Here is a 20,615-nt window from a genome sequence, read left to right on the forward strand (position 1 = left end):
ACGCAGCTGCCCACCATGCACCGTCGAAACTAGAAACAAGGCGCGTCATGATCAGTGGCGCGACCAACAAAAATTCACTGTACTCACAGCCCCGACATTTTGCGAACGGTTTTCGCCCTGGTTGGCCTGCCTGTCTGGCCCCCTCGTGCGCCTGCGCCTCGCGCCCGCGCCCCCTTCGAAAAAGTTCCCACGATTGGGAACCATTTTGCGTTTCAGGCTGGTTCCGGTCGACCATCGGTTGCGTTTCTGCAGGTCGCGACGCCTGTCCACAAAGAAAGTTCCCGGGTTCACGTGATCGCGGGAACTTTTCCGGGGTGACGGGTTCGCGCGCCGTGGCTTTCACGTGATTCCTGTTCGTGTCGAGGTGTTAAAGGAGCGCGACGCTGGTCGCCGAAAACCGTCTCTGGCCGGTGGAAATGCGCGACCTGCATCGCACGCTTCTAAGCGCACGCTTTTAACCTTGGAGGCGGCAAACGGGGAGGGTCGACCGGCAAATAGAAGTTCGAAAACCCCCAAATCTGCAAAGTGTAGTAGGTGGATTGTAGTAATCCTCGAAAAAACGTGCGAAACGGGGATTACTACAATCCTTTTACTCCCATTTGGGTTTCGGCAGCGCCTCAGCCAGCAAAAACAAGCCGAAACGCAGCCGAAACCCGGCCGAAACCCAGCTACTTCCCGTACTGCTGCAGGAAGAGCACCTCGGCGACGGCGATGCGTTCGATTTCGGTGGGGTCGACGGATTCGTCGACGCCGTGGATGCCGCACTGTGGTTCCTCGACGCCGTAGAGGGCGATGGCGGCGTCGGGGAAGTGGTTCTGCAGCGTGATGGTCAGTGGGATGGAGCCGCCGGAGCCGATGAGGGCGAGGTCGGCGCCGTCGTAGGCGGTTTGGAGGCAGTCGCCGAACAGGGCGATGGCCGGGTGGTTGGGGTCGGTGGCGAATGGTTCGTTCACGCCGGAGATTTCGACGGTGACGTGGGCGCCGTTGGGGGTGTGGGCGTGGATGTGCTCCTTGACGGCGTTGGCGATGGCGGCGGCGTCGGTGCCGGCGGGGACGCGGAGGTTGTATTGGGCTTCGGCGCGGTGGTTGACGGCGTTGACGGCGTCGGCGACGGGGGTGGAAGTGAAGCCGATCATGGTGATGGCGGGGCGGGCCCAGACCATGTCGGCGGGGTTGTCGTCGGGGGTGCCGTTGAGGGCGACGCCGTCGAGGACGCCGGCGTCGGTGGCGAAGGTGTCGGCGGGGTAGGGCTGGCCGTTCCAGGTGGCGGTGCAGTCGACGCCGTCGATGCTGGTGCGGCCGGTTTCGTCGAAGAGGGAGTCGGTGATGCGGACCAGGGCGTGGGCGGCGTCGGGGGCTGCGCCGCCGAAGGAGCCGGAGTGGATGGCGCCCTGCAGCGTCTCGACGGTCACGTTGATCTGGGCGCCGCCGCGCAGGGAGGTGGTGAGCGTTGGGACGCCGACGGCGGCGTTGCCCGAGTCGGCGATCATGATGGCGTCGGCGCTGAAGAGGTCGGGGTGGGCGTCGATAAGTTTGCCGAGGCCGTCGTCGCCGCCGAGCTCCTCGGAGCCCTCGACGACGACCTTGATGCCGAGGTCAGTGCCGCCGTTGGCCTGGATGAGGCGCAGTGCTTCGAGGTGCATGGCGAGGTTGCCTTTGCAGTCGGCGGCGCCGCGGCCGTACCAGCGGCCGTCGCGTTCGGTGAGGGTGAAGGGGTCGCTGGTCCAGGCGTCGGGGTTGTTGGCGGGCACGACGTCGTAGTGGGAGTAGAGGAGGACGGTGGGGGCGTCGCCGACTGGGGCTTTGGTGGCGATGATGGTGTCAGCATTATCGACGGTCGCGTGGCGGGTCACGTCCAGTCCGAGGGCCTCGAGCGCGGAAACTGTCCAGGCGCAGGCGGCTTCGTGTTGGTCGGCGAGCTCAGGCGTGGAGTGTGGGGAGTTGAAGCCTACGAGGGCGGAGAGGTCGTCGAAAATGCGGTCGCGGTTTGGGGTAAAAGCTGTTTGTGTCATGTGGTCGAAAGTACCACTAACGGAGAGAGTACAATTCCCCACGTTCGTTTTTATGCCTATATATTGAAAGGTCTTGCAATGGCCTCGACGATGCGTGAGTTGACGCTGCGCGGGATCATCATTGGTGGCTTGATCACCTTGGTGTTTACTGCTGCGAATGTGTATTTGGGGTTGAAAGTCGGGTTGACTTTTGCCACGTCCATTCCGGCGGCGGTGATTTCTATGGCGGTGCTGCGGAAGTTCGCCGGGCACAATGTGCGTGAGAACAACATTGTGCAGACGATTGCGTCGGCCGCGGGTACGCTGTCGGCGATCATTTTCGTCCTGCCCGGCCTGGTGATGGTCGGTTACTGGCAGGGTTTCCCCTTCTGGACGACAGCCCTAGTGTGTGCCCTGGGTGGCACGTTGGGCGTGATGTATTCGATTCCGCTGCGTCGCGCGCTGGTGACCGGCTCTGACCTGCCGTACCCGGAGGGTGTCGCGGCGGCGGAGGTGCTGCGCGTTGGCGACGGGGACAATGGTGGTTCGGAGCGTGATCACGCGGAGAACTCTGAGGGGTTGCGTGTGATTATTCTTGGTGCGATTGCGTCGGCGTTCTATTCCTTATTGACGGCCATGAAGGCGGCTGCCAGCGAGGTTGCCGGCTTCTTCCGCGTTGGTGGGGGCGGCACGATGATGGGTGGTTCGCTGTCCTTGGCGCTACTGGGCGTGGGCCACTTGGTGGGCTTGTCGGTGGGGATTGCGATGCTGGTTGGCGTCGTGATTTCCTTTGCGATCCTCCTGCCGATGAAGTCAGCGGCCCATATGGATGAAGGCCTTGAGCTCGCCGAGGTTGTCTCCACGACGTTCGCGGACGAGATTCGCTTTATCGGTGTGGGCACGATGGCGGTGGCGGCGCTGTGGACGCTGATCAAGATCGCGAAGCCGATTGCGACGGGTATTGCGTCGTCGTTGGCGTCGTCGAAAAAGAGGCATGACGGTGTGGCCGTCGACGTGACGGAGCGTGACATCCCGTTCCCGATCGTGGCCGGGGTGATTGTGGCGTCGATGCTGCCGATTGGTCTGCTGCTGTGGAACTTCGTGCGCGGCACCGACATCCACGAGCACGCGCTGTCGCTCACCATGATCTCGGTGCTGTTTATCCTGGTTATTGGCCTGATTGTGGCGTCGGTGTGTGGCTACATGGCGGGGCTGATTGGGGCGTCGAACTCCCCGATTTCCTCGATCGGCATCATCGCGGTCCTCTCGTGTGCGCTGCTGATTGGCGCGTTTATGGCGGGCACGGACGCGAATGCGGCCTCGCTGGTGGCGTACACGCTGTTTACGGCAGCGATCGTGTTTGGCATCGCCACCATTTCGAACGATAACCTGCAGGACCTCAAGACGGGCCAGCTGGTGGGGGCGACGCCGTGGAAGCAGCAGGTGGCGCTGATTATTGGTGTGCTGTTCGGCTCGGTGGTCATCCCGCCGATCCTGCAGGTGATGCTCACCGGCTTCGGCTTCCAGGGCATGGAGGGCGCAGGCCCGGACGCGCTCGCGGCACCGCAGGCGGCCCTGATGTCCTCGGTGGCGAACGGCATTTTCAACAGCTCGCTTGATTGGGGCTTGATCTTGCTGGGCGCGGGCATCGGCGTTGTGCTCATCATTATCGACGAGACCCTCACCCGCACCACGGGCAAGTACAGCTTGCCGCCGCTGGCTGTGGGCATGGGCATGTACCTGCCGGTGGCGGTGACAGTCATCGTGCCGATCGGCGGGTTGATCGGATACATCTATAACCGTTGGGCGCAGGTGCAGCGCCACCCGGACTTCGCGCGCCGGATGGGCACGCTGGTGGCCACGGGCATGATCGTGGGCGAGTCCCTGTTCGGCGTGCTCAACGCGGCGCTCATTGCGGGCGCGGCGGGGGAGAGCCCGCTGGAGGTGTTCACGGAGCAGTCCTGGACGCCGTGGTTCAGTACGGCCCTGTTCGTTGTGTTGGTGTGGTTCGTGTACTCGAAGACGCGCTCCAAGGTCACCTCGGTTGCCGAAGATGGTTCCTTGCACTCGGCGGGCGAGAGTGCTAAAACTGTGTCTTAGCACTCGAGGCAATTGAGTGCTAACGCGGGTGAGGTTGGCCACGCGCCAACCGTGCCGTCGCGGGCGCCTGCACTTTACGACGAATACAAGGAGAAAACTTACATGGCTAAGATGATCGCATTCGACGAGGAAGCACGCCGCAGCCTAGAAAACGGCCTGAACACACTAGCCGACGCCGTCAAGGTCACCCTTGGGCCAAAGGGACGCAACGTCGTCCTGGAGAAGTCCTGGGGCGCACCAACCATTACCAACGACGGTGTCACCATCGCCCGCGAGATTGACCTCGAGGACCCATACGAGAAGATCGGCGCCGAGCTGGTCAAGGAAGTAGCCAAGAAGACTGACGACGTCGCCGGCGACGGCACCACGACCGCAACAGTCCTGGCACAGGCGCTGGTCCGCGAGGGCCTGCGCAACGTCGCAGCTGGCTCCAACCCAATGGGCATTAAGCGTGGCATCCAGGCAGCCACCGAAAAGGTGTCCAAGTACCTGCTGGATAACGCGAAGGAAGTAGAGACCCAGGAGCAGATCGCCTCCACGGCTGGCATTTCGGCTTCCGACCCGGAGATCGGCAAGAAGATCGCCGAGGCGATGTACGCCGTCGGTAACGGTGCCGTGAACAAGGAATCCGTCATCACCGTTGAGGAGTCCAACACCTTCGGCGTTGACCTCGAAGTCACCGAAGGCATGCGCTTCGACAAGGGCTTCATCTCCGCATACTTCGCCACCGACATGGAGCGCGGCGAAGCCGTCCTGGAAGACCCATACATCCTGTTGGTCTCCTCCAAGATCTCCAACGTCAAGGACCTCGTCCCGCTGCTGGAGCAGGTCATGCAGTCCGGCAAGCCACTGCTGATCATCGCCGAGGACGTCGAGGGTGAAGCCCTCTCCACCCTCGTTGTGAACAAGATCCGCGGCACCTTCAAGTCCGTCGCTGTCAAGGCGCCAGGCTTCGGCGACCGCCGCAAGGCAATGCTGCAGGACCTCGCCATCCTCACCGGCGGCCAGGTCATCTCCGAAGAGGTCGGCCTCTCCCTGGAGACCGCCACCCCTGAGCTGCTGGGCCAGGCACGCAAGGTCGTCGTGACCAAGGACGAAACCACCATCGTCCAGGGTGCCGGCGACCAGGCGCAGATCGACGGCCGCGTCAAGCAGATCCGCGCCGAAATCGAGCACTCCGACTCCGACTACGACCGCGAGAAGCTGCAGGAGCGCCTGGCCAAGCTTGCCGGCGGTGTCGCAGTCATCAAGGTCGGTGCAGCCACCGAAGTTGAGCTCAAGGAGCAGAAGCTGCGCATCGAGGACGCCGTCCGCAACGCGAAGGCAGCTGTCGAGGAGGGCATCGTCGCCGGTGGTGGCGTCGCCCTCCTGCAGGCCGCCCGCGAGCTTGTCGACGACCTCGGGTTCGAAGGCGACGAAGCAACCGGTGTCAAGATCGTCCGCGAGGCGCTTTCCGCACCGCTGAAGCAGATCGCTCTGAACGCTGGTCTGGAGCCAGGCGTTGTCGCCGACAAGGTTGCCAACCTGCCTGACGGCCAGGGCCTGAACGCCTCCAACGGCGAGTACGTGGACATGATGGAAGCCGGCATCAACGACCCGGCTAAGGTGACGCGCTCCGCACTGCAGAACGCGGCCTCCATCGCGGCTCTGTTCCTCACCACCGAGGCAGTCGTTGCCGACAAGCCTGAGCCAGCCGGTGCTGCCGGTGCAGGCATGGACCCAGACGCCATGGCAGGCATGATGTAACGCGCTAGTTTCTGACTGGCTTTCTCCCGGGCGCCCCGCTTTCGCGGTGGGGTGGCCCGGGATTTTTGCGTGTTGTGGCGTTGTGGTTGGTCGGGCTTCGGGTTGGGGTATGGCTCTTCGGTTTGTTCGAGATTTTGTGAACAGAATTGCGTGTGGCTCGGCATAGGTTTCGCGCTGTTTCCACCTCGATTTCGTTCCCGTCGACCTCTTCCCGTCGACCAACCCAGGTCACGGCAATTTGGGCTGTTTCACGCGATTTTGCTGATTTCGCGCTGATCAGCGTTGGTCGACCGGAGGAGGTCGAGCGGAATGATTGTGGCGGCAAAGGGCCTTGCGTCGGCAGCGCTGAAAACTCCCCCATAAGTGGTCAGAAAGTATGAGGAATCTCTAAGAGTTTTGGAGAATCCTGACGGTCAGAATGTCTAGCGTTAACTGACAGCCGGCTACATATGTAATGGTCAACGAATAAAACCGGTTTGCGCTGCATAAATGGGTCAATATGTCGGCTGAGAAACCTTGAGATTTCGTACTAAATGACTTGGACAAAGCGGGGGGGGGGGTGCTTAAATTCAATGCGTTCCCAAAGTTGGGCCACTGGCGCGTGCGCAAGAAACCTAACTTCTTGAAGTGCGCTGAGGGCCCCAAGAGACCTCTTTTGGAAGGAAACCAAATGACAATTGCCCTCAAGAAAACCGCCGCGATCGCAATCGCAGCAGGCCTGACCTTCGCCGGCTCTGCTGGCATCGCTGCGCAGGACGCGATGGCGCAGGAGAACGGCCCAGCTGTCGCGAAGTCGACGATCGATGTCGCCAAGAAGGGTTCCATCACCCTCTACAAGAAGGCTGACCCAGAAAGCCTTGGTACACCTACGGGCGAGGAAGACACCACGGTCAAGGGAGAAAACCTTAAGGATGCTGGGTTCACCCTGTACCCTGTCACTAATGCTGACCTGACGACAAATGCAGGTTTGGTGGCCGCATCAAAGCTGACCGCGGGTAGCGCGAAGCTTGGAACCCCGTTCGCAGAGGTGAAGACAGATAAAGACGGCAAGATTGTCTGGTCAGACCTCAAGGTTGGCGTCTATCTCGTTAAGGAAACTTCTCCTGTAGCGGGTTACTCCCCGGCAGCTGACTTCCTCGTGTTCGTGCCGATGACGAAGGCCAACGCTCAGGCTGGTGGCACGGAGTGGATGTACGACGTCGTTGCTTACCCGAAGAACTACAAGCAGAAGGAACCGAAAAAGTCTGTCGTTGACTCTGGCAAGAATGTAAGCCAGCAGGTTGAGTACACGATCGATACCTGGGCGCAGACGATCGATACTGATCGTCAAAAGCGCACCATCTACCGGATTGAAGATACTCTCGATCCGAAGGCTTCAACCACGGAGAAGGACGTCCAAGTTCTCGGCAACGACTTCGAGCCATCCGACTACAAGATCAAGGTTGAAGGTCAGAAAGTTGTTGTTACCTTCACTGAAGCTGGCGTAGCAAAGATTAAGAACGGCCAGCAGATCTCCGTCAAGATCACTGCGAAGGTCAACGAGATGCCTGCTAATGGCATCCTGAAGAACACCGCTGTGCAGATCGAGAACAACCCGAACAATGTTCAAGAGGAAAAGAAAAAGCCGACGAACGATGTCGAGACTCGTTACGCTGGCATCCAATTTAAGAAGGTGAGCAAGGAGCGTAAGCCGCTGGAGGGTGCTGAGTTCCAGGTCTACGGTGCCACGGATGGCCAGGACTGCAAGGCAGCGGTCACTAACGATAAGGCGCTTCAGACCACTGAAGGTAAGAGCACGTTCGTTTCTGGCCAGGACGGCATGGTGAAGATTGATGGTCTGCACGTCAACGACGGTGCAAACAACGATCCGAACACCAAGAACCAGTGGACCAAGTACTGCCTCGTTGAGACGAAGTCCCCGAAGGGCTTCGAGCTTTTGTCCCAGCCAATCGAGTTCACCCTGCTTTGGAAGAACGCTGGCACCCTCCAGAACATCAAGGTGGGCGACAACGATGGTGAGGTCGTCAACTTGGAGGACACTACGCCGTTCCTGCCAAACACCGGTGGTATGGGTATTGCCATCCTGATCCTGGCTGGTCTTGGAATCATCGGTGGCGGCGCATACGTCGCTCGCCGTAACTCCCAGGCCGCCTAGGTTCCATGGCCCTGATGTCGCGCTTTCTTAGCGCCACATCACGCCGTCGGCGGAGGGCGTAAAACTCCGCCCAGTTTTCCAAAATATTTCCCAACAAGAAAGACGTTGATTTCTGTGACTGCACCAACGAAGGCGAAGCACAGGCGGCAGCCTGGAGCGAAATCGCTGTTTCAGCGCGTCGGTGTTCCAGCTATCATCATCCTTCTTGGGCTGGCTGTTTTGATGTATCCGGTAGTTGCTACGCAGTGGAACAACCGAATGCAGGAACAGGTGGCAAAGGATTACGAAGCTCTGCTGCATGACCAGCCAGAGCCGCAATTGAATACTGAGATTGAAGCCGCCAGAGCGTACAACCAGGACCACAAAGACGGTCCAATCCTTGATCCATGGTTGGCTCGAGTTTCAAAAGATAATGCGTCGTATCAGGAGTACTTGCGGCAACTCGCAGGGTTTCCTGCGATGTCCCAGATTGTGATCCCAAGTACGAATACCCGCTTGCCGGTCTACCACGGTACTGCGGAGGATACGCTGCAAAAGGGTCTTGGCCACATGTTTGGCACGGCACTTCCGGTCGGTGGTGTGGGCACGCACTCCGTGATTACGGGACACACTGGGATTCCTACTGCCACCCTGTTCGACAACCTTTCCGACATCAAAGTCGGCGACGCCATCTATGTATCCACGTTTGGCGAGCGCATGAAGTACAAGGTGTACGACATCGAAGTTGTCCTGCCGGATGAGACCGACAGCCTGCGCGCCGACCCCGAGCGCGACCTGCTGACGCTGATCACCTGTACGCCGTACGGCATCAATACGCACCGGTTGCTCGTCCACGCGGAGCGAGTACCCATGGACCCAGATGAGGCCAGCGTCCTCGACGACTCCACCTCCACCCTGCAGTGGTGGATGTGGGCACTCGGTGGGGTGTCCCTGCTCATCCTGCTGGCGCTGATCTGGTGGGTGTACCGCGAAAAGAAGAAGAGCGACCGTTCCGGCGCTGTGAACGAGGAGGTTCTGTCCTAATGCGCTTGTCCCCACTATTGGCAGCGTGTGGTGCAGCCACGATGCTTGCCGCGGGTGCGTTTTCGCCCGCGGTGGCTGACGTGCGCCCAATCAGCGGTAATGACGCCAACCTGAATCCGGCGAGCATCGACAAGAATAAGCCGATCCAGTTGCTGCTGAAGAAGCAGGGCACCAACCCGTACGACCAGGTCCCGGCCGGTCAGAAGCCTCCCGCCATCGCCGGCGCCAAGTTCACCTTGTCGAAGGTGCGGGGCATCGACATCACCTCGGAGCAAGGCCGCAACGTGGCAAAGAAAACCACGCTTGACGACGCCCGCTCGCGCGGCCTCGACGTCATCGAAACGAAGGCGACGAACCAGCGCGGCGAGGTCATGTTCGACAACCTCACCCCGGGCCTGTACCTGGTGGAGGAGTCCGCGCCGGACACGAAGTACGAGTACCACCTGAGCAGCCCGAAGCTGCTCATCCTCCCACTTCCTGACGAACGCGGCATCCGCTACGAGTACGAAAACGTCCTGGTGATGAAGTGGGACAAGAGCTACGGCACCCCACCACCGTGGGAGCCTTCCGAGCCACCATCAACGACGCCAACAAAGCCCGGTAACACGGTGACCACGACGAAGACGACGACGTCGACACCTCCTCGAGTGAGCACCACCATCCGGACGACGTACACCACGACCCCTCCGAATGGCACACCGACAACGGTGACGACCACGGTGCCGTCGACAATCGTGACAACGAAACCGAACGGGGTGGTCACGACGGTGACCCACCCCCGCGCCGTCCCCGAGAAAGAGCGCGGGTCGCTGGCGTCCACCGGCGCGAACGTGCTGTGGGCCGCGGGACTTGGCGGACTGTTAATTGTGCTGGGATTGTTCCTGGCGCGGCGAAGCAAGAACGAGACACGGTAAAGCGGAAGTAGGGAAAGAAAAATGCGAAACTTTATCAAACCTGCAGGATCTCCTGCTCGGCACCGTGCCCGTGGACTTGCAGCCGTAGTAGCCTCGGTGGCGTTGGCCGCCGGCCTGGGCGCGTACCCGGCCGTTCAGGCGGAGGAGACCACGACGGTCTCCGACATCACTACCGACGACGCCGGCCTGCCCACCTACTCGTGGATGGACGACGACACACCGTCTTCCTCCGCCACGCCTTCGGCGCCTGCCGCAGCGTCGGCCTCTAATCCGGCCTCTGCATCTGCTTCGAAACCAGCAGAGGCCCCGGCCACCGCGAACCCCGTGACCGTCGAGCGCAAGGGCGTCGTTGACCGCATCGTGGTCAACGACCCCGATGGCGAGGCATGGGAGTTCGGCGGCAAGGCGTCGAAGGAAAACATCTTCGCGCTCAAGCGTGAGGGCAAGGGCGAGATCAAGGAAGTCCTGTCCGTCACTGCTGATAGCCGCAAGCTCGAGCCTTACGACTACGGCTACGTGAACGCTAAGGATGGCGGTTTTGTGGCGTTCAACCTGAACGCCCTGCACACGATTCCGCCGCAGGTCGTTGAGATTGAGGCCCGCACGACCGACGCCGGTGAGTACGCGATCGCCGAGAGCGCCGAAGTGCCGTCCGAGGCACAGCTTGCCGAGTCTGGTTATGGCAAGGGGCGCCCCGCGGAGGAGGTTGCGGATTCACAAGACCGCGCTGCTGCCCCGGGAGATATTCCGGGTGTCCCAGGGCAGCAGGATCAAGAGTTTTCTCTTACCGATGCTAAGCCAGATTTCTTGGGGGACAACCCCCAAATTGAATTTAAGATCAACGAGACTGGTAACTGGCGAGTAACCAGGTTCGCCATCAAGAAAAACCGAAACGATAACAATACGAAGGATATCTCCGGTCCAGTTAGGATCCGCGTCGTTCGTCAGGGGGCGATTGTCGTTGACCGAACCATTGATTTCGCTAACGCGATTTTTTGGAATAAGAACGCCAAGGGAAAGTCTTATGACACGGAGTTTCAGCTCATTCCGAGTATTACTGACCTCTATATCAAGGGTGGCGACTCGGTAATCCTGAATCCCGTGGCACCTCCAAACGGTATTTACCGGGTCCAGATGTGGGGCCAGGACATGGACAATAAGCCTCAGGACCACAAGGTGAATGTCGCAGGTGATGGTATTCCAGTATCCTCGCACACGACTATTGGCGACAATCCGTACGAGACAACATTCGATGTTCAAGCGCGTTCTAATTTCTCAAGTGCAACAGTAACTCTGAGCCCTTCAGTCCGATTAGAAGATGTGTTTTTCTCTATTCCAATTGAGCAAACGGACGGTGTAAGGCTCGAAAATAAAGTTGAGACCTACCCGGATCGTGTGGTTATTACATGGTTCCCGACGAAGGACGGCCGCCGAATCGACTCGGTACCGGTTTCGGCAGACTCGACTGTGACGCTTCGGACTTCCTACAGATCGGCTCCAACCAGACCCGAGGACATCACTTTGCAAGGCTCCCTCGCGGCTCCGGTAGAGAAAGATCTTCCGATTCTTCCTTCAGCCGACGCTGACGTGTTGCCACTTACGCACGGCGATAAATGTGAGCTTCGCGATGTAAAATCTGTTCATCGACAGCCACCTCGCTTACTTTCCATTGCGGAGCAAAAATATGGCTTCCGACGATTTATCGTCGCGAGCCCACAAGCCTCTAGCAATAGAACTTCTTCGCAGCTGTATCTTCAGGTAGAAGACGGACAAGGTGCATTGCAGTCAGAAAAGATCGGACCCGCCAGCGGGTGGGTATATAACGCACTTGCCTACAACGAGAACGATAACTACCTCTATGCTGTTAGTCAGCCCAGGATTTCGGTGAAGACGGGCCACAGGGATGACCCTTGTTTCCCCGCAGGCCACTTACTGCAGATAAATCCTTATACGGGTGAAGTTTTTGATTTGGGCAAGCTTCAAGGACTTGATGGATTTCTTCCCGAGAATCATCCGGACAATACAACATCCAACGACCTCGGTAGCGGCATCAACGCAGGTACCTTCGATGATGACGGCACATACTGGGTCGCAGGTGCGTCTGTATGGGGTAGTGGCCGTCTTTACAGCGTGAATTTAGACACGATTACTGCAACGCTAAAGCCTGCAAAAAACGTGACTCTGCAAGCCAAAACAATCTGGAATCCGGGACAAACATTCCGTACGGTTTCAGAGGACTTTGTTGCCATCCCAGGTGCGAAAGGGTATCTGTGGGGCCTGCAAAGTGGGTGGGCGCAAAGCGATGGAAGGAACAAACAGCGCGTTTTCTTGGAACGTATTAGCACGAGCGGTGGTGCCCCCCTGCGCGTGGATATTACCGATATGAAGATGCCTGATGGGCAGACCGTCGGTCAGTTTCTCAACATTACAGACCAAGCGCCTGTTTGGGGACAAGCATGGGTTGAAGAAGACGGATCGATTGCTTTCGGAAAGGGTGGCCGGTCTTCCGTGGACTCGAACACAACGGAAGTAATCAAAATTAAGGTCGGGAACCCGACGGCGAAGGCTCCAAATCTCCTAAAAGTCGAAGTAGTCGGCGCTCAAACTGCACCGTCCTCATACAATACTGACGGTGCATCGGCAAAGGCTCCTACGACGACACCAGAACCAATTGTTCCAGACGTCACCAAAGAAGCGATTGGACAGTCTGCGAAGAAGCAGGAAGACGGGACCTATATAGTAAAATACCAGGTAAATGTAACAAACCCAGGAAATCGCGAGGCTGCCTATAGTAAGGTAGTCGACACTCCAACGATGCCGACGGGGATTGTTGTGAAAAAGACTTCTTGGTCCTTGGTCGATGAATTCGGGAAATCGTATGCCACGACATTTCAAACTGGCCAAGGTCCGTTTGTGCTATCTGGCGGTGGAACGATACAGCCGAAGGGGCTCAATAGATTTGGTGCTACAAGTAATGGCATCCATCAATTTAATGTTGAAATGACAATCTCTCTCGATGCCTATACAGGAAACGAGACTGGAGATGAATGTGCACCCGGCAAATCGCTTTTCAACTCTGTACAAGTTGGGCCCAAGGAGGCGAAGGCCTGTGTGCCTCCGCCAGAAGTAGAGAAAAAAGCTCGGCTTGTGATTGCAAAGATTTCTTCCGATGCAGTTTCGCACGAGCTATTGAAGCCAGAAAACCGTCTAGACGGTGCTGAGTTTATACTTCAAAAACTGGACGAAAATGGCCAAGTCATCGGTAATGGAATCCCAATGATTTACGATAAGGAGAATCGAATCTTCAAGTCAGAAGAATTGGAGCCGGGTCACTATCAGCTCGTAGAGACTCGGTCGCCTCAAGACAGTCTGGGTGTTTACAATCTTCTTGTGAAGCCGATTGTGTTTTCGTTGTCGGTGGACAACGGGAATGTGACGATCGCGCTAGATGAAGATGCCAAAATTGTCGCGACGCAGGTCGATAAGGCGGTGGCACCGAGCTCCTGGCAGCTTACCTCCCAGGATGCGGTACTGACCGTTGCCAACGTCCGCCAGGGCAACCTGCCCAAGACTGGCGGAAACGGCCTGCAACTGCCGATCCTCCTCGGCGGTGCGCTCATCGCCGCTGGTGCGTTGGTGGGACGACGACGGGTCGTCGCTTAGTGGAGAGTGCGTCCTGAGCGCGTGACGTTACGAACAAGCTGACGGGGCTTGGCGCTGATCAACAGCGATCGGGGCCAAGCCCCTTCGGGACTTTGGAGTGCAATCGACCAATTGCCGACAAGTGGCGCTACGGTGTAATGTCTTCGCTCCCGGTTTGAAAGTGAACCGTCTGACTAGAAAGCAGATTTGGTCACGCGTGAATCGGATTCGACTTTGGGCTTGTGGCAGCTCGGTGAGCGGACAAGGGCAAAGCGACGGGCGAAGCCTTCTATCTGGTACCGTAGAAAACGTTAGCCTCGAGGCTACCGGCTCTAAAAGGATTGCTTTTAGTTGCGTCAAGGTCTCTCGGGGTGCTTGTTTTTAGGGGGGCATCGGGGGAGATTGAACATGCCCCTTTTGAGGCTTATGGGAGGCCGCGCTCAGAGGAGATTGTGTTCTTTGGGTTGGTGGGGCCGTCGTCGATAAGGAAGACCTGCACCCGTGGCGATGGTGACTCTCAAATTACGAGCCTTGCCCTCGACCTCTTGTGTGTGTACATTGTGAGTACAAGGGTTTTGGGAGGTTGAAATGGCTGTGAAAGATAGACGGCTGAATCTGCGTACATCGTCAGTGCAGGAGGAGTGCCTGCGGCGTGCGGCTGAGGTGACGAATTCCTCGGTATCGCAGTTTGTGCTTGAGAGCGCTGTTGAGCGCGCTGCCAGAGTGCTTGCTGATCAGCGGCTCTTCGTGTTGGGGATGGACGATTTTTCTCGTGTGGAGGAGTTGCTTGCTCAGCCTGCCGACTTTTCACGGCTAGGTACGCTTTTTGCGGAGGAAACTCCTTTTGGCAAGGAGTTCAGCTTTGGAAGCTGATGGGATTCTTCACCCGCCACGTCGGTTGGAGAAGTCGGATAATCGGGCTGAGTTTCGGTGCGGGGAGGCGTCGCTTGATACGTGGTTTCACCGCTACGCGATGCAAAACCAGCGTGCCAACAACTGTGCGGTGTATGTATCAACGTGGAATGAGCGGGTCGTTGGCTACTATGCGGTGTGTACCGGGGGTATCGTCGCTAAGGTGGCGCCGGAGCGTTTTGCGAAGGGGCGGCCGGATCCTATTCCGGTGATCATCCTTGCACGGCTTGCGGTTGACCAGAATGCTCAGGGGAAAGGCGTTGGCAAGGCGCTGCTGCGCGATGCGCTGGAGCGCTGTTTTACCGTTGCCGTTGAAGTCGGTGCCGCGGCGGTAGTTGTGCACGCGCTGGACGAGCGGGCGAAGCAGTTCTACATGCAGCACGCTGGTTTTCAGGAGATGCCGGGGCAGCCGCTGCATCTTCTGCTGTCGGTGAAGGGGATTGAGCGGTACATGGCGTGATGGGGGCTGAGGCAGGTTTTCGCCGACCAGCTGTTAGGACTACGCATTTAGTAACGTGGTGTTCCCCTCACTCGGGCGGGTTGTGCACAACTAGAGCCAAAAACTGCAGATACCAACTACGCTGTTTTGGGAGCCGACTCCCACGTCTTGGACGAACCGAATGCTTTGCCTCGGCCAGCTGCAAGTAGTGGTGTCTGGGTGCTCGCAAAACGGAAAATGTACAAAGGGGAACACACGTCGACTACGCCTGACGTGTTGCTTATTTGGAGTAATAAGTAATAGTGCTAGTGCTAATACTGGGGGTGGCACATGGGCGATCTCAATCAACATAGGAAATTTTTGTCCAAAAGTACTGAAGAGCGGTTGCCTTCTCAGCGGCTTAAGGTCAAGCTCCTAGTTTGTGGATTTCTCCTATTAATCGGTGTAATTGCTGGATACTATATTTGGTGTTCAGACCTATCATGGCCGTTTTATTTGTCAAGGGTATGCAAATATGTTTTTCCTAGCTTGACCCCAATAGTTGCAGCTATAGCGTTGATATCTGGGTTCAAGACTATTGAGCAGAAAAAAGAGTCAGATGATCGCACCGAGTACTACAAACAGCTGCAATGGGCAATTGACAACTCTCTTACCAACAACGCCCTCATGCGATTGCAGTCACCGAGTCTCATTAGGAGCGTTTTGACTTCGCGCAAAATCGCCGAAGAAGAAAAGGAAATCGCACAGGCAGCTGAAGATTACGCCAATGCTCTTGAGGCTCAACTGCGCAAGGAGTCGAGTAGTCCAGGAAACCTTACGCCAGGTGGGGGTCTCGCTTTTGCCGAACCGGAACGAAATAGGAGTGGAACAAACACAACTCTTCGTTCACTTGGGATAATCCCATATTCCGTTGGATTCATTTGTATTTTTGCGATGCTCCTGCCGGTGCTCATTTTGCACTACGATGACGAAGATGAGGGGAAGGAGAAACTCAAATGACGACACGCTATCCGCAGCGACGTAAAGACAAAGCGCACATTTCGTCAGTCGACCCTGAAATTGTTGCTGCCCTTTTGGAAGCTGCCGAAACTTCACGTCACCGCACAGATGAATTCATGGCACGTCGCTACCCTGAGGATCGTTCGAAAAATAGGTTTTGGAAATCGTATTTTCTGAAGAAGCGCGCGTAGCATTTTCGAACAACAACGTAGTGAGGAAGTAGCCACCGCGGGGATGGCGGGTACCCCACGAAACGTCGCGCTGTTTTTGCCGATAACACCCTCCGGGCAGCTCGGATGTAGCCGTTGCGTCTGTCAGTAATCCAGTTCCTTAACGATGTTGCTGCTGGGTGCCGGCCGGTAAAGTGTGCTACCCAGTCGCAGACTTCGGGTGTGGTCATTTCTTCGCGGTGTTTGTCGATCGCGGACTCGCGGATGAAGGCCTTAGGATCTCAACCACTTTGTTTAACAGGTGACCCCAATTTGTGTATCTCCGCGCTGGAGGTTTCTAGGTCGTAGATGGCGTCGTCAATGAGGCGGGCTTATGCGCGAGGTGACTTGCGCTGTATAGCTATGCTTTGTTGCTGTGAAGTTCGGCCTCTAGCTCGGACCGGGAAAACCCTAAATGCTCGATGACTTCGTCGAGGCCCGTGCGGTTGCCTTGTCTCTGGCGACGCGAACCAGCGCCAGCGTTGCGTCCTGAAGCGTTTCTCGGTCGCGGAAAATCGTTCTACCTCGCAAGCGTCAACGACTTCGGAGACGAGTTTTCCGTGATACGACCAGGCAACCTGCGTGTGTTCCTCGGCAGGCGAAACGGTTCCAGTGTTGCCGTGCTGCGACGCTTCAGTAACCGTGCCCAAAAAACTATTTAGAAATCTATGTAGTTGCAACGGGGGTACGTTTGCGTGACAGGGCTTTGGCTGGCCTTCGGACTGAGGCGTGAGGAGACATCAATCTCACGAAAAGACGTCATCCTTAGGCATTAGCTCTAAAAACGGATTCTCTGAGGTCTTAAAAAGCTCTGGAGCCTAGGCGCCTCCAGGCGACAACGCTCCGGTAACCGGCCCGTCGTCACTCCAACATATCCTCTTTTGCCGCCATGAGCCATAGACGTGACCCACTAATAACAGCGTGATAGAGTTCCACATGCGAAACTAGGCAAAAAGAAAACCCGCCTCCGAGGAGAACGGGGAAACTATGTATCGGATTTTACACGATTGAAAAGGTTTGTCGAGACCGAACCAACACGAGGAACGGTTGTATCGACGACAGTGATTAGCATCTGCGGCCGGGCGAAAAATCTGGGCTAAAGCGTGCATGCCAGTCAACATGGCTTGGGGTGTTCGGTATTGCCGAACGTTCGCTAATGCCGAACGCTTTTTAGCTGGGGTGAGAGATCGTCGTGGCGGTGGGGTGGAAGCGAAAGCCGTAACGATCCGTGCTCAGCGAACTATCAGAAATAGGGGGCCGTGCAACAATGGTTCGAATGTCGCTTTTACACAGGAAGTTCAAAGAAACGGTGGAAGAATAGTTTGCGGTCACCTGTATGAACGCATTTCAGCAGCTTAAGTAGTATTTTATATTTTGTGGTGATGCGCTGGGGAAACTCGCCTGAACGTTTGCTGTCACGTCATGTATGTAAGGTACACGCGCCGGGTGCCCCTAATGTGAGGTGAATCATTCACGAAGCCTTGACGTGAGTTAAAAATACGTGCAAAATTAACGGCTAAGACACACCATCACGGTGTGCAACCTTAAGAAATGTAGACACACGGGCACCCGCCCACAATGTCAAGACCTGTAAGGGGTAAGTATGGATCTCGCAGTCATCACCGACGCGTTGAAGGACTTCAGCACCTTCTCCAGCAATATCGTCAAGTTGTTCCGCCTCATTCCGGACCTGTTTATCAACTTCGGCAAGCTGGGCGACAAAGCAACTGCCCTGCCGAAATAATCACGGCTTAACTCTCAACATCCCACTGATTTTAAACTCAAAGGAGTAAACTCATGCAGGCACTCGAGAACTGGGCGTTCCTCTCGTCTGACGCACACGTAGCAGGCGCACTTCTGACCATTCTGAAGCAGCTCGGCGAAGGCGCAGACGCCATCGTGAAGCTGATCGGTCTGGTTTCCTAAGACCCCCTGATACAGACCCCGCCACAAAATGTGGCGGGGTTTTCCCTTTTGGGAATGCGTGGGAAAACGGGGGTGGCGTCGATAAATAAAAACCAACAATCAGCGCCGATCCGGGGGCAATGGGGTTAAACTTGATACATGGCTGACCACAAGGATGACGAACTCCCAATGATCGACCTCGCCGCCGTAGAAGGCTGGATCGTCGACGACACCGATGAAGACGACCCGGCGCTGCTCATGCCGGACGGGACACCAATCGAAACCTGGCGCGAAAACTACCCCTACGAAGAACGCCTCAGCCGGAGCGAGTACGAAGAACAAAAGCGTGCCCTCCAAATCGAGCTGCTGAAGTGGCAGAACTGGACCAAAGACACAGGTCAGCGCCACATTATCATCTTCGAAGGCCGTGACGCAGCCGGTAAGGGTGGCACCATCAAGCGCTTCAACGAGCACCTCAACCCGCGTGGTGCGCGCACCGTCGCCCTGGAAAAGCCGAGCCCGCGCGAATCCACATCCTGGTACTTCCAGCGCTACATCCAACACTTCCCGGCCGCCGGCGAAATCGTGTTCTTTGACCGCTCCTGGTACAACCGCTCCGGCGTCGAGCGCGTCATGGGGTTCTGCACCGAATCCCAACACGCTGAGTTCCTCCGCGAAGTGCCGATGCTCGAGAACATGATCCTGGGCTCCGGCATCTCGCTGACCAAGTTCTGGTTCTCCGTGACACAGAAGGAGCAGCGCACCCGCTTCGCCATTCGCCAGGTCGACCCCGTCCGCCAGTGGAAGCTCTCGCCGATGGACCTCGCATCCCTGGATAAGTGGGACGACTATACCAACGCGAAGGAAGAGCAGTTCCGCTACACGGACACCGACGAGTCGCCGTGGATCACCATCAAGTCGAACGACAAGAAGCGCGCCCGCCTCAACGCGATGCGCTACATCCTGAGCAAGTTCGAATACACCAACAAGGATCATGATGTGGTGGGGACGCCGGATCCGCTGATCGTGAAGCGTGGTCGTGATCAGATCGGGGACTAGGGAGTAGGCCTATCTGGGAGGCAGCAACGGAAGGGTTGGGACTTTCCCGCTTTTCCGTTGCTGCTTTTGCTGGGGGCTACACGCATGATGTCTCTTCAGCCCCTGATAGGTCCTCGGAGCCGACTTCTTGGGGATAGGTATTTGGGGTGGGATAGTCATCACGAGCGGAGTCGGGATTTTGTGAACAGAATTGCAGATGGGAGTAATGCCCCTTTAGACCCTTAAGCCTGAGACTCGGCTTTCGATGAAGGTGCAACGCTAGTCGGACACTCTAGCATGGGTAGCCCGTCTGTCGTGCAAAGCCACGCTGCTAGCAAAGTGCTGCAGACGGCGGCTTCTACGCGGAGAAACTGTGGGATTAATGGCTGAAACGGACGGACAGGCGGTTAGAGAGTTAATCGTTGAGGCGCCTCAAACCTGCGGGAGGATGCCGGTCTAAGACCACATTCCATATGGACCTCGAGTGTTGTGAGCTGGTGAAACGTCGGGTTTGATGGGGATAAATCGAGGAATTTGGTGCGTGGACGTTGGAGTCTGATGTCGCCTGTACTTACCTGCCAGAAAGGGATGTCGATGGCATAATTGTCATAGTGTAATGGCTATGGGACAATAAACGTTCTTTACCAGGAGATGGAGGTGGGATGGCGAATGAGCACTCGAACGATGCGCAACATGACCCGTGGCAGGGTGATAGCTCGCTCCAGCGACGGTCGGATAATTCGGGAAGCACGTATCCACGATCCAGCGGAAAACCTGGAGAAAGCGTGGAAGCAAACGGGGCAGGCACTGCGGCAGGCGATCGACTCTCAGAACAAGATGATGTTTTAGAAGCCGAGGTGCTAGATCAGGTTAGTAACAGGGTCACGCACGATCTCATGAGCGTGATGCGAGTTGCTCCTTTGCCTCATCCTAGTGAACTTCAAGCTTACGAAGAGGTCGAAGCTGGTTTAGCAAACAGAATTGTCGCAATGGCAGAGGACTCTGCCATTGCGGCGAATGAAGCGACAAGGTCCAACGCCGCAGTCAACTACGCTCTAGCCGAATCAATCCGTGAAGAGGGGAGAGCGGTGAGAAGAGGACAGTGGATGTTTGTCTGCCTAGCGGTTTTGTTTTTGGCTGTGGCGGTAATTCTTGAGCTGCTTGACCGAACTCCATTTGCAACGGGTATGGGGATTCTCGGTTTCTTAAGCCTGTTGGGCAGTATGTTTATTCCCAAGAAGAAGCCCCAATGGGGTCCTTCAGGAAAAGGGGAAGAAAGCTCAGCAAGGTAATGCGGAGGGCCCCACAGTGCGCCCACCCAAAAAGCAAACCCCCACCCCCATTTACCTGGGGATTCTTAAGGCTCTGTAAGTATTGCTGTTCTCTCCTCGAGCACGGTACGATTGCGGTGTTTTACACCAATAGAAGCATCCATAGAAGCTGGAGCACAGCAAAAAGGGCGGTTTCATGACAACAGCGGGTTGGCCAGCATTTGGCGAACCGCCTCGGCTGCGACGAGCCGCAGCGGCAGTAGTTGTGTCC

15 protein-coding genes are annotated in these 20,615 nt (G+C 57.1%); 14 read left to right on the plus strand and 1 reads right to left on the minus strand.

All coding sequences use genetic code 11. The annotated features are described in order from the left end of the window. Nucleotides 1–668: 668 nt before the first annotated feature. Nucleotides 669–2,012 (minus strand): M20/M25/M40 family metallo-hydrolase, encoded by a 1,344-nt coding sequence (locus ACXIUA_RS00235; RefSeq protein ID WP_457975864.1) that lies wholly within the window; start codon nucleotides 2,010–2,012, stop codon nucleotides 669–671. Nucleotides 2,013–2,090: 78 nt separating this feature from the next. On the opposite strand from ACXIUA_RS00235, the gene ACXIUA_RS00240 reads away from it, so the two are divergent. The 14 genes from ACXIUA_RS00240 to ACXIUA_RS00305 all read left to right on the plus strand — a co-directional run bounded on the left by ACXIUA_RS00240 (nucleotide 2,091) and on the right by ACXIUA_RS00305 (nucleotide 20,365). After that, on the plus strand, nucleotides 2,091–4,091 hold the full coding sequence (locus ACXIUA_RS00240) for an OPT family oligopeptide transporter (RefSeq protein WP_288792800.1): 2,001 nt from the start codon (nucleotides 2,091–2,093) through the stop codon (nucleotides 4,089–4,091). Between the two features lie 102 nt (nucleotides 4,092–4,193). Next, nucleotides 4,194–5,837 carry a chaperonin GroEL gene (gene groL / locus ACXIUA_RS00245; RefSeq protein ID WP_070363432.1) on the plus strand — a complete coding sequence of 548 codons (1,644 nt, stop codon included), beginning with the start codon at nucleotides 4,194–4,196 and terminating at the stop codon, nucleotides 5,835–5,837. Between the two features lie 670 nt (nucleotides 5,838–6,507). Next, entirely contained in the window at nucleotides 6,508–7,992 is a 1,485-nt protein-coding gene (locus ACXIUA_RS00250) for a SpaH/EbpB family LPXTG-anchored major pilin (RefSeq protein WP_070361866.1), read from the plus strand. 114 nt (nucleotides 7,993–8,106) lie between these two features. Further along, nucleotides 8,107–9,015 (plus strand): class C sortase, encoded by a 909-nt coding sequence (locus tag ACXIUA_RS00255; protein ID WP_070361867.1) that lies wholly within the window; start codon nucleotides 8,107–8,109, stop codon nucleotides 9,013–9,015. Then, nucleotides 9,015–9,929, plus strand: coding sequence for a SpaA isopeptide-forming pilin-related protein (locus ACXIUA_RS00260; RefSeq protein ID WP_457975865.1), 915 nt, complete (start codon nucleotides 9,015–9,017; stop codon nucleotides 9,927–9,929). The genes ACXIUA_RS00255 and ACXIUA_RS00260 overlap by 1 nt, the downstream gene beginning before the upstream one ends. Before the next feature lie 21 nt (nucleotides 9,930–9,950). Next, the gene (locus ACXIUA_RS00265) at nucleotides 9,951–13,592 is read left to right on the plus strand and encodes a DUF6923 family protein (RefSeq protein WP_457975866.1); all 3,642 of its coding nucleotides are present in this window, start codon (nucleotides 9,951–9,953) and stop codon (nucleotides 13,590–13,592) included. A 567-nt stretch (nucleotides 13,593–14,159) separates the two neighbouring features. Next, complete coding sequence (locus ACXIUA_RS00270; RefSeq protein WP_070361871.1) at nucleotides 14,160–14,444, plus strand: type II toxin-antitoxin system TacA family antitoxin; 285 nt, start codon at nucleotides 14,160–14,162, stop codon at nucleotides 14,442–14,444. Continuing rightward, nucleotides 14,434–14,943, plus strand: coding sequence for a GNAT family N-acetyltransferase (locus tag ACXIUA_RS00275; RefSeq protein WP_070361872.1), 510 nt, complete (start codon nucleotides 14,434–14,436; stop codon nucleotides 14,941–14,943). Before ACXIUA_RS00270 ends, ACXIUA_RS00275 begins: the two co-directional genes overlap by 11 nt. A gap of 309 nt (nucleotides 14,944–15,252) precedes the next feature. Then, the gene (locus ACXIUA_RS00280) at nucleotides 15,253–15,921 is read left to right on the plus strand and encodes a single stranded DNA-binding domain-containing protein (RefSeq protein WP_143000799.1); all 669 of its coding nucleotides are present in this window, start codon (nucleotides 15,253–15,255) and stop codon (nucleotides 15,919–15,921) included. After that, nucleotides 15,918–16,112, plus strand: coding sequence for a hypothetical protein (locus tag ACXIUA_RS00285; RefSeq protein WP_070361874.1), 195 nt, complete (start codon nucleotides 15,918–15,920; stop codon nucleotides 16,110–16,112). Before ACXIUA_RS00280 ends, ACXIUA_RS00285 begins: the two co-directional genes overlap by 4 nt. A 1,621-nt stretch (nucleotides 16,113–17,733) precedes the next feature. Further along, the gene (locus ACXIUA_RS00290; RefSeq protein WP_168156160.1) at nucleotides 17,734–17,874 is read left to right on the plus strand and encodes a hypothetical protein; all 141 of its coding nucleotides are present in this window, start codon (nucleotides 17,734–17,736) and stop codon (nucleotides 17,872–17,874) included. Between the two features lie 53 nt (nucleotides 17,875–17,927). Further along, the gene (locus ACXIUA_RS00295; protein ID WP_255366114.1) at nucleotides 17,928–18,056 is read left to right on the plus strand and encodes a hypothetical protein; all 129 of its coding nucleotides are present in this window, start codon (nucleotides 17,928–17,930) and stop codon (nucleotides 18,054–18,056) included. 138 nt (nucleotides 18,057–18,194) lie between these two features. Then, a complete protein-coding gene (gene ppk2 / locus ACXIUA_RS00300) occupies nucleotides 18,195–19,094 on the plus strand; it encodes a polyphosphate kinase 2 (protein WP_070361875.1) in 900 nt (299 codons plus the stop codon). Nucleotides 19,095–19,858: 764 nt separating this feature from the next. After that, entirely contained in the window at nucleotides 19,859–20,365 is a 507-nt protein-coding gene (locus ACXIUA_RS00305; protein WP_177224263.1) for a DUF2335 domain-containing protein, read from the plus strand. Nucleotides 20,366–20,615: the final 250 nt, after the last annotated feature.

The sequence above is a fragment of the Corynebacterium sp. UMB8791 genome, assembly GCF_054166365.1.

What these genes read in the sequence shown, in the direction of transcription:
- ACXIUA_RS00290 (WP_168156160.1), top strand. Translation starts at nt 17,734, where the DNA reads ATGGATCTCGCAGTCATCACCGACGCGTTGAAGGACTTCAGCACCTTC.
- ACXIUA_RS00240 (WP_288792800.1), top strand. Translation starts at nt 2,091, where the DNA reads ATGGCCTCGACGATGCGTGAGTTGACGCTGCGCGGGATCATCATTGGT.
- ACXIUA_RS00285 (WP_070361874.1), top strand. Translation starts at nt 15,918, where the DNA reads ATGACGACACGCTATCCGCAGCGACGTAAAGACAAAGCGCACATTTCG.
- ACXIUA_RS00235 (WP_457975864.1), bottom strand. Translation starts at nt 2,012, where the DNA reads ATGACACAAACAGCTTTTACCCCAAACCGCGACCGCATTTTCGACGAC.
- ACXIUA_RS00265 (WP_457975866.1), top strand. Translation starts at nt 9,951, where the DNA reads ATGCGAAACTTTATCAAACCTGCAGGATCTCCTGCTCGGCACCGTGCC.
- ACXIUA_RS00260 (WP_457975865.1), top strand. Translation starts at nt 9,015, where the DNA reads ATGCGCTTGTCCCCACTATTGGCAGCGTGTGGTGCAGCCACGATGCTT.
- groL (WP_070363432.1), top strand. Translation starts at nt 4,194, where the DNA reads ATGGCTAAGATGATCGCATTCGACGAGGAAGCACGCCGCAGCCTAGAA.
- ppk2 (WP_070361875.1), top strand. Translation starts at nt 18,195, where the DNA reads ATGGCTGACCACAAGGATGACGAACTCCCAATGATCGACCTCGCCGCC.
- ACXIUA_RS00250 (WP_070361866.1), top strand. Translation starts at nt 6,508, where the DNA reads ATGACAATTGCCCTCAAGAAAACCGCCGCGATCGCAATCGCAGCAGGC.
- ACXIUA_RS00295 (WP_255366114.1), top strand. Translation starts at nt 17,928, where the DNA reads ATGCAGGCACTCGAGAACTGGGCGTTCCTCTCGTCTGACGCACACGTA.
- ACXIUA_RS00280 (WP_143000799.1), top strand. Translation starts at nt 15,253, where the DNA reads ATGGGCGATCTCAATCAACATAGGAAATTTTTGTCCAAAAGTACTGAA.
- ACXIUA_RS00270 (WP_070361871.1), top strand. Translation starts at nt 14,160, where the DNA reads ATGGCTGTGAAAGATAGACGGCTGAATCTGCGTACATCGTCAGTGCAG.